The sequence below is a fragment of the Nonlabens dokdonensis genome, assembly GCF_002162835.1.
GTDB classification, from domain to species: Bacteria; Bacteroidota; Bacteroidia; order Flavobacteriales; family Flavobacteriaceae; genus Nonlabens; species Nonlabens dokdonensis_B.
Genome location: NZ_MAAX01000161.1, coordinates 1 through 3,148, shown reverse-complemented (window position 1 = coordinate 3,148; position 3,148 = coordinate 1). Strand labels below are relative to the sequence as shown.

Sequence of the window (3,148 nt, the reverse complement as noted above, 5' to 3'; positions counted from 1 at the left end):
GTTGATGATTACAATAGAGTAGCTGGAGTTAATTTAAATTATCAATCTAAAAATAATAAATGGACGGGACTTGCAAATTTTGCAAGCAGTACTACCAGTAATATCTCTGGAAATAACAAGTTTTATAACATTGGGGTTTGGTATAACAACAAAAGTGCATCTGGTTATGTAGGGGTTCGGAAAGTAGAAAAAAATTATATTACCGATGTTGGTTTTGTACCTCGTTTATATAATTATGATGCTATTTCAGAAAGCACCATAAGAGAAGGATATACACAAACCAGCGGTCGTTTTACGTTGACTAAGTTTTATAAAGATTCTAAAACCTTTGATAATTATCGCTATTTTAATCTATCAAACAATACATATTGGGATGATTTAGGTGAAATTTCTCAGTCTAGAAATGTTTTAAACAATAACCTAACATTTAAAAATCAATCTTCTATTTATGGATGGATAATTCATGAGTATGTTAATTTAAAATATGCCTTCGATCTTTTCCAAAATGGAAATGCCATTGCAGTCGATCAATACAATTATGTGAATTCTGGTTTTGGGTATTCTTCTGCTGACAATAAAAAATTTCAATTTGGAGGTAGTGCCAGCTTTGGTACCTATTATAGTGGGCAGAGAAATCGTTTGGTAATAAATGCGCAATATCAGTTAATGCCTTTAGCCCGTTTGCAATTGAGTTACGAGCGTAATGATATTGATTTAAAAGAGTTGGGAAATGATACTTTTCAATTGACAAGATTTACAGGTGAAGTTTTCTTTTCTAATAGATTGAATTGGACCACCTATGTACAATATAATACCCAGTTTGATAATTTTAATATCAATACCAGGTTGCAATGGGAATACAATCCGTTGTCTTATATTTATTTGGTGATTTCAGATAACTTTAATCAGAATATTACCCGCCAAAACTGGGGAGCAGCTTTTAAAATGAATTATAGATTTGATTTTTAAAGCTTGCATAATGTTACATAAAAAAGCCTCACAATTTGTGAGGCTTTTTATATGCAGTTCTATTTATTTTGACTGCTCACACTTGCTAATTCAGCGTTAGAACTTGCTAATTCTGAGTTCAAATCTTCCAAGATGTTATCAGCCGCACTAAAAGACATTGCAGCGATTGTTAGTGTAGGGTTTGCGGTTGTTAGCGTTGGAAAAACACCACTACCAATCATGTATAAATTAGAATGATCCCATGATTGCTGACGATAGTTCAATACTGAATTACTTTTTTCAGTTCCGATTCTGTAGGTACCAACAATATGTCCAGCACCATAGAAAATGAAGTTGTTTCCTTCATATTGGAATTTTGCAGCAGTTAAAGGTTTACCACCGTCTTCTTCATAAAAAACAGGTTCACCAGGATCTTGCGTATACTCTGTAGCTCCAATTTCGTTGAAAATATCTGTAGATACTTTCTTTGCTGAAACAAAAGCATTTCTTTCATAATCTGCTGGAATTTGATAGTTGATTTTTGGTCGAGGTAAGCCTAAATTATCCTTTAAATTCTTTGATAATTCTACTGAATTTCCTTCGTAAGGCAATTGTTCAATCAGATAACCTAAACGAATTTGTCTGGTATAAATACCATTTAAAGTATCTACTAATTCTTTACCAAATAGTTTGCTATTGTCTCCAAGAGCTGTATTAAATTTTAAATTTTTCCCTTGACTATTTGTTGCTGTAGCATTGGTATGTGAATTGTTTTGTCCAAAAACATAATCGCCTAATGTAGTAAATGGATCTCCAGCGGCCCATGACCAACCATCGTTTCCAATTTCGATACGATATGCAGCTCTACCTTCAATTAATTTACCATTAGCATCATAAACAGCTTTACGAAAAGCACCATCTCTTACGGATTCTATTCCAGAAGTGGAAAGTGGCCCTCTATATGGAAATACAGGATCTTTTGATAAGCCCCATGCTAAGTACATAATATGATCCATTAAGTTTTTTCCCATCTGTCCACTGCTATTTGCAGCTCCATTCGGAAATTTATCAGTTGCAGACATCAACATTAGTTTTGGAGTTTCAATTGCATGCGCCGCCATCACATATTTCTTTGCTGTTACCGTATCAGTTCCTGTGGCCTTACCCGTTTGTGTATCATAGGTAATATATTTTACACCAATTACTTCATCGGTTTCTGGATCTAATAAAACTTTACTAACTACATGTTGGTACAAAATATCTACATTTCCAGTTTGTAAAGCTCTTGCAATCGTTACAGTTGCATCATATTTTGCTTGAATTGGACAGATAGGAATACAATTTGTATTTCCTGCACATTGTCTTCGTTCACCAGCTCTAGAGTTTCTTCCTTGAGGTGTTGAGGTAACATAGACAGGTTCGTTGTCAATTTTCATTGATGTTACATTGTTTGCAAACTCTTCATCAACTAATGATTCAACAATTTCTGGCATTGGGTAATTGTAATTTGGTCCAAATGTTTGTTGATCGTCAAACTGTGAGTATAGCTTATCCATGGCTTCTTTGCTTCCTGCTACATTTATTTCATTAGTTGCTTGCTCATAATAAGGAACTAGGTAATCATAAAAATCTTGGTTGTTAGCAGCAGTTGGCCAATCGACACCAACGCCATACTTTGTTTTCAACTTGAAATCATTGGGTAAGAAACGTAAACTTGTTCCTAACCAATGCCAAGTGGTTCCACCACCAATACGCTCATAAGAACTTCCATATGCAAAATTTGCTTCTGGACTGTCTCCTTTTAAGTTGTCTTGTTGTTGTTGAAAATCAAAATACGATTGTTTTGGTTTTCTCCATGAATTAATTTGTAATACGGTATATCTAGGTGTGTTTTCTTCTCCAGGATCTGGTAACCCTAATGGATTTTCTTCTGTTGAAGGAATTGCATTTTGTGTGCTTGGTGGATACGGTGATTCAGGAGACTTTATATTTGCCTTTAAGAAAGTATCCATATAATTACTTCTGTCTGTAGGGATTTTTGGTCCAGCTTCCAAAATCAATACTTTTTTTCCTGCTAATCCTAGTTTGTAGGCAACAATAGCTCCAGCTACTCCAGAACCTACTATAATTGCATCATAATTTGTTGTTGTTGACATCTTGTTGCGTTTTAGTTATTATTACCTGTATATCCACTTAAATC

At 34.3% G+C, this 3,148-nt stretch carries 2 protein-coding genes; one reads left to right on the top strand and one right to left on the bottom strand.

Annotation, left to right across the window (positions count from 1 at the left end; genetic code table 11):
- A partial coding sequence (locus tag A9Q93_RS10575; RefSeq protein ID WP_303687368.1) for a hypothetical protein occupies positions 1-969 on the top strand: 969 nt, incomplete at its 5' end.
- 59 nt (positions 970-1,028) lie between these two features.
- On the opposite strand, the gene A9Q93_RS10570 is transcribed toward A9Q93_RS10575, so the two are convergent.
- Positions 1,029-3,104 carry a GMC family oxidoreductase gene (locus tag A9Q93_RS10570; protein WP_303687367.1) on the bottom strand — a complete coding sequence of 692 codons (2,076 nt, stop codon included), beginning with the start codon at positions 3,102-3,104 and terminating at the stop codon, positions 1,029-1,031.
- Positions 3,105-3,148: the final 44 nt, after the last annotated feature.

What these genes read in the sequence shown, in the direction of transcription:
- A9Q93_RS10570 (WP_303687367.1), bottom strand. Translation starts at nt 3,104, where the DNA reads ATGTCAACAACAACAAATTATGATGCAATTATAGTAGGTTCTGGAGTA.